6 protein-coding genes are annotated in these 6,041 nt (G+C 72.3%); 2 read left to right on the top strand and 4 right to left on the bottom strand.

Features of this window, described 5'->3' with window-relative positions; genetic code table 11:
- The coding region (locus AB8Z36_RS28890; protein WP_369216331.1) for a Zn-ribbon domain-containing OB-fold protein at window positions 1-465 on the bottom strand (465 nt) is incomplete at its 3' end.
- A 213-nt stretch (window positions 466-678) separates the two neighbouring features.
- A complete protein-coding gene (locus AB8Z36_RS28885) occupies window positions 679-1,479 on the bottom strand; it encodes a crotonase/enoyl-CoA hydratase family protein (RefSeq protein ID WP_369216330.1) in 801 nt (266 codons plus the stop codon).
- A gap of 246 nt (window positions 1,480-1,725) precedes the next feature.
- Here AB8Z36_RS28885 and AB8Z36_RS28880 point away from each other — a divergent pair, with 246 nt between their 5' ends.
- Window positions 1,726-3,339, top strand: a complete 1,614-nt coding sequence (locus tag AB8Z36_RS28880; protein ID WP_369216329.1) for an acyl-CoA synthetase — start codon at window positions 1,726-1,728, stop codon at window positions 3,337-3,339.
- Window positions 3,340-3,382: 43 nt separating this feature from the next.
- On the opposite strand, the gene yczR is transcribed toward AB8Z36_RS28880, so the two are convergent.
- A complete protein-coding gene (gene yczR, locus AB8Z36_RS28875) occupies window positions 3,383-4,843 on the bottom strand; it encodes a MocR-like transcription factor YczR (protein ID WP_369216328.1) in 1,461 nt (486 codons plus the stop codon).
- A gap of 201 nt (window positions 4,844-5,044) precedes the next feature.
- Between yczR and yczE the strand changes: the two genes are divergently transcribed.
- Window positions 5,045-5,650, top strand: coding sequence for a membrane protein YczE (gene yczE, locus AB8Z36_RS28870; protein ID WP_369216327.1), 606 nt, complete (start codon window positions 5,045-5,047; stop codon window positions 5,648-5,650).
- Here yczE and aroQ read toward each other — a convergent pair.
- Window positions 5,633-6,041, bottom strand: a 409-nt coding sequence (gene aroQ, locus AB8Z36_RS28865) for a gamma subclass chorismate mutase AroQ (protein ID WP_369216326.1), incomplete at its 5' end; no start/stop codon positions are given. The genes yczE and aroQ overlap by 18 nt on opposite strands.

The following is a 6,041-nucleotide window of genomic DNA, read 5'->3' as shown; positions in this document are numbered from 1 at the left end:
CCCCACTTCCGTTCCGGTCTCCGGCTCGAAGCAGGCGATGTCGGTGATGGCCCCCACCCGCTCCTCGGCCCACCGCACGCGCACCCGCATCCCGGTCCGTACGTCCTCGGGCCCCGGCACGTCGAGCGCGTGCAGCAGGGCGGTGTCGGCCCCGTCGAGCCGTACGAGCACCCAGGCGAAGGGCGTCCCGAGCGGCTGCCCCCGCCGGGGCTCGTGGTTCCAGGCCCAGGTGGTGACGGTCCCGGCGGCGCCGACCTCGACGAGGTCACGTATCTCCTCAGCGGTCACGGGGTCGTACTCCACGGGCGGCACGAGCACCCGCCCGTCCCCGCAGGTCACTCCGAGCACGGTGCGCTCCCGCAGCCCACCGAGAAACGCACTCTGCACGGGCCCGAGCGACCGGGTGAAGGGAAACTCAACAACAAGAGGCGCACGAAGCACCTCCGGTGCGGGGACAGTGGACACGGCCGATCTCCCTTTCGATGAGGGCGCCCCGAGGGGCGCGGGGAACTGCGCGACAAGCCACAACAAATCCGCACACGGCAGAGAGACGCCAGGAGGCACCCCCAGGGGCGCGGGGAACGGCGCGACAAGCCCCCACCCACCCGCAGCGGATGAAGCCCGCGCAGCGGACGGGGCCCCGCGCAGCGGAAGGAAGCCCCGCGCAGCGGAAAGAACTCAGGCCCGCCGAAACACCGCCGCACGTTTCTCCGCAAAGGCTCTGGAGCCCTCTTCCGCATCGGAGGTACCAAAGATCGGCCACCCCCGCTTCAGCTCGGCCGCCAGCCCCTCCCCCTCGGAGAGCTCCGCGGCCTCGTACACGGAGGCCTTGACCGCCTCCACGGCCAGCGGCCCGCACCCGTTGATCCGCTCCGCGATGACCAGCGCCTCGTCCAGCGCCGTGCCGTCCGGCACGACATGCCCGACGAGCCCGATGGCCGCGGCCTCGGCGGCCGAGTAGGGGCGCCCGGTCAGCAGCATCTCCAGGGCGTGCGTACGCGGTATCTGCCGGGGCAGCCGCACGGTGGACCCCCCGATGGGGAAGAGCCCCCGCCGCACCTCGAAGAGCCCGAACGTCGCCGACTCCCCCGCGACCCGGATGTCGGTGCCCTGGAGAATCTCCGTACCGCCCGCCACGCAGTACCCCTCGACGGCGGCGATGACGGGCTTACGGGGGCGGTGGTGCCGCAGCATCGCCTTCCAGTGCAGGTCGGGGTCGTCCCGCATCCGGTCCCGGTACTGGTCCCCCGCCATCCCGCCGCCCGCGAGTGCCTTGAGGTCCATGCCCGCGCAGAAGGCGCCGCCCGCCCCGGTGAGCACGATCGAGCGGACCTCGTCGTCCTCGTCGGCCGCGAGCCAGCCGTCGTACAGACCGACGAGCATCGGCAGCGAGAGGGCGTTCTTCGCCTCGGGCCTGTTCAGCGTGAGTATCAGTGTGGCGCCTTCGCGCCGCACGGAGAGATGTTCCGTCCCACCCATGTGCCGAGCTCCCTCCACCGACGGCATCGACGGCCCACCGGGCCTGTCGATTCCGGACCTGGAACAGGTTGCAGTAGGCGGGGAGCCAGTTCAAGAGTTTTCTGACACCCAGTCAGTTTATTCTGCGGCGGCCCTTCCCAGTTACCGGTGCCTCTGCTCTGATGACCGCCAGGCGCGACGACGGGGTGGATGGGACCGGACGACGGAATCAGCGTCGGTGTGGACGCCGGGGTCAGGAGGAGCGTGGTGGAGTACAACCTTGCCGACCTGTTCGAGTCGGTCGTCGACGTGGTCCCCGACCGCGAGGCCATCGTCTACATCGACCATCCCGGCACGGGCGCGGAACGCCGCCTGACCTACGCCGGACTCGACACCGCCGCCAACCGCATCGCGCACCACCTGATCGACAGCGGCCTGCGCCCAGGCGAACACCTGGGCCTGCACCTCTACAACGGCGTCGAGTACCTCCAGACCGTCCTGGCCTGCCTGAAGGCCCGCCTGGTACCGGTGAACGTCAACTACCGCTACGTGGAGGAGGAGCTGGTCTACCTCTACCGCGACGCGGATCTCGCGGCACTCGTCTTCGACGCGGAGTTCACCGGCCGGGTCGCGGCGGCCCTGCCGCGCACGGAGAAGCTGCGGCACCTCATACGGGTGGGCGCGCCGCCCGCCGACGCGCCCGCTCTCGACGCGGTGGCGTTCACGGAGGCGGAGGCGTCGGGGTCACCCGGCCGGGGCTTCGGGCCCCGCTCGCCGGACGACCTCTTCATCATCTACACCGGCGGCACCACCGGCATGCCCAAGGGCGTCATGTGGCGCCAGGAGGACCTCTTCTTCGCCGGGCTCTTCGGCGGCGATCCGGCGGGCGAGCCGGTGAAGCGGCCCGAGGAACTGGCCGAGAACGTCGCGGCGGGCGGCCCCGGCCTCACCTTCTTCCCCACTCCCCCGCTGATGCACGGCACGTCGACGCTGACGTCGTTCATCGCCTTCCACTACGGGCAGCGGGTGGCCCTGCACCGCAAGTACGTGCCCGAGGAGGTGATCCGCACCATCGAGAAGGAGAAGGTCTCCAGTGTGTCGCTGGTGGGCGACGCGATGCTCAGGCCGCTCATCGACGCGCTGCACGGCCCGCTCAAGGGCGCCGACCTCTCCTCGCTGTTCAGCGTCTCCTCCTCCGGGGCGATCATGTCGGAGACGGTGCGCGCCCAGTTCCAGGAGCTGGTGCCGAACGTGCTGCTCCTGAACAACTTCGGCTCCTCCGAGTCGGGCTCCAACGGCAAGGCCACCGACGACTCGGGCCCCGAGAAGGGCTTCCGCCTGGAGGTCAACGACCGTACGCGGGTGGTGGACCCGGCCACGCACGAGCCCGTGCCGGTCGGCGGGACCGGCCGCCTCGCCCAGCGCGGCCATGTGCCGCTCGGCTACTACAACGACCCGGTGAAGAGCGCCGAGGTGTTCTTCCGGAAGGGCGACGAGCGCTGGGTGCTGCTCGGCGACATGGCCACGGTCGGCGACGACGGCATCGTCACCGTCCTCGGCCGGGGCTCGCAGTGCATCAACACCGGCGGCGAGAAGGTCTACCCCGAAGAGGTCGAGCAGGCCCTGAAGTCCCACCCCGACATCTACGACGCCCTGGTCGCGGGGGTCCCCGACGAGCGCTGGGGCAACAGGGTGGCCGCCGTGATCCAGCTCCGCCCCGACGCGGCGGCCCTTGACCTGACGGCCGTACAGAACCATTGCCGCACGCTGCTCGCCGGGTACAAGATCCCGCGCTCGGCGGTCTTCACGGACCACATCCAGCGCTCCCCCAGCGGCAAGGCGGACTACCGCTGGGCGAAGACCGTGGCGGCGAAGGGTTAGCCGCTGGGCCAGGACGGTGACGGCGAAGGGTTAGCCGCGGGCCTCAGGCCACCCACAGCGGCCGCCGCTCCCCCTTGGCCGCAGGAAGGCCCTCGGCCAGCACGGCGGCCATCCTCCGCACGGCCTCGCGCAGGGTGCCGGGGCCGGTGGTGTACGGGATGCGGAGCCGCTGCTCGAAGACGCCCGGGTCGGTGGCGAAGCAGGAGCCGCTCTCGATCCGCACCCCCTTGCCGAGGGCCCGCTCGGCGAGCGCGGCGGCGACCGGCTCTCCGAGGTCGACCCAGAGCGAGAGACCGCCGGGCGGCAGCCGCCAGTTCCAGCCGGGGAGGTGCTCGGCCAGCGCGTCTGCCAGCGCGGCACGCTGGGCGCGCAGCCGCTCCAGACGGCCGGTCAGCAGGTCGTCGGCGCGGTCGAGGAGGTCGAGGGCGAGGAGCTGGTCGAGGACCGGGCCACCCATGTCGTTGGCGACGCGCTGCCCCGCGAGTTCGGTGACGAGCCGCGCGGGAGCGCGCAGCCAGCCGATGCGCAGACCGGCCCAGTGCGTCTTGCTCATGGAACCGACGGTGATGAGCTGCCCCGCCTCGCCGCGCGCCGCGAGGGAGGCAAGGGGCGGCGGCGCGGGGACGTCGAGGGCGAGTTCGGCGAGGGTCTCGTCGACGACGAGCCAGCCACCGGACCGCCGGGCGGCGCGCAGCACGCGCACCCGCTCCTCCTCCGGCATGAGACATCCGGTCGGGTTGTGGAAGTCCGGGATGAGATAGGCGAGTTGGGGCACCGCCTGCGTGAAGGACGACTCGACGACCTCAATGTCCCAGCCCGTGTCCGTCACGGGCACCGCCACCGTACGCAACCGGGCGCGGCGCATGGCCTCCAGGGCGTTCGGGTAGGTCGGATTCTCGGTCAGGACGCGGTCACCGGGGCGGCACAGCAGCGCCAGGACGAGGGTCAGCGCGTGCTGGGCCCCCGAGGTCACCAGGATCTGGTCCGGCACCGTGGTCAGGCCCCGCCGGGTGTAGCGCTCGGCGACGGCGGCGCGCAGCTCCGGCAGCCCGTAGGGGTGGTATCCGGGCGTCTCCGCGTGCTCGGCGAGGCGCGGCGCGATCCGGGCCAGGGCGTCGGGGAGGACCCCTTCCGGCAGCCCCTGCGCGGCCCGCGCCAGGTCGATCACGGAGTCCTCGGCCGTCGCGAGCAGCCGCCGCACCCCGGTCGGGGTACGCCCTTCGGGCAGGGCCGTCCAGGTGCCCGCGCCCTGGCGGCTGTGTGCGTAGCCGCCCTCGCGCAGCAGGTCGTACACGGCGGTGACGGTGGTCCTGCTGGTGTTCAGCGCGGCGGCCAGGTCGCGCTCGGCGGGCAGTCTGACGTGCGGGGCGACGCGTCCGTCCAGGATCAGTTCGCTGATCGCCCGCGCGAGGTGCCGGTAGGCGGGCCGCACACCGGCCGGGTCGGGCAGCAGCGCGGCGAGCCGCCGACTGCCGAGGCTGCGGTCCACCGTCGCGTCAACCACACCATTCTCCCGGAATTGGCCGTGCCATCAGAGCCAATCACTCTACAGAGTGGCCGCACTGGCCTTGAAGCGAGGCCAGTGGCCCGCACCCCACCCCCGTACACCCACGGAGGCACCCCCATGCGACAAGCGCGGCAACGGCATCAACAACATGCACGGCGGCAACGGCAGGGCAGACGCCTGGACCTTACCTACCTCCCCGTGAGCGAGCGACCGCTGAGGCGGCTGGCACAGCTCCTCGCCGGTCTGGCGCTGTACGGATTCAGCCTCGCGGCCATGGTCAGGGCGGCACTCGGCGTCAACTCCTGGAGCGTGCTGAACGAGGGTCTCCAGGAGCGCACGGCCCTGAGCTTCGGCACCGTCACCGCCGTCGTGGGCGTCCTGGTGCTGCTGGCCTGGATTCCCCTGCGCCAGCGCCCGGCACTGGGCACCGTCGCCAACATCGCGGTCCTCGCGGTCACCTCCGACGTGGGCCTGGCCCTGCTCCCCGGCCACCCGGGCCTGCCCGCCCGCTGCGCCCTGCTCGTCGGCGGCGTCCTGCTCAACGGCTTCGCGGTGGCCGTGTACGTCGGCGCACGCTTCGGGCCCGGCCCGAGGGACGGCCTGATGACCGGGCTTTCCGCGCTCACCGGCCACTCCCTGCGCAGGGTGCGCACGCTGCTTGAGGTGGGTGTGCTCGGCGTCGGCTGGCTGCTCGGCGGAACGGTCGGTGTGGGCACCGTCCTCTACGCGTTCACGGTCGGCCCCGTCGCCCAGTTCTTCATGCCGCGCTTCGCCTTCCCCGGCGCCTCAGCCCGAACAGACTGACCGCAGCGCCCGCCCGAGCCCCACGCTGTGCAGCGCGTCGAGACGCCCCTCGTGCCGCACCCGTACGGCCGCCACGGTCAGCGCACCGCCGCAGCGCGCCGACGCCCGCGCGCCCCCGGAGGCGGCGATGCCCCGCACCAGTTCGCCGTTGACCCGGTTGATCTCCTGGCGCACCTCGGCGAGATCGGGCCGCTCGGCCGGGGCCTGCGCCGGGTCGGCGTCCCAGCGCCGGAACAGCCCCCGCTGGACCACCTTGTTGGCCTCGATCTGGTCCCGGAAGATCCGCACGGTCACCCCGGGATCGGCCCCGGCCGACCGCGCCTGCTCGGCCACCGCGTCCAGCACGGCCTTCTCCCGGGCCGGATCGTCGATCGGACTGCCCGTCCCGTAC

The organism is Streptomyces flavofungini (assembly GCF_041028215.1).
GTDB lineage: Bacteria > Actinomycetota > Actinomycetes > Streptomycetales > Streptomycetaceae > Streptomyces > Streptomyces flavofungini_B.
Note: the sequence above shows the minus strand (reverse complement) of the source record. Positions and strands in the feature narration are given on the sequence as shown.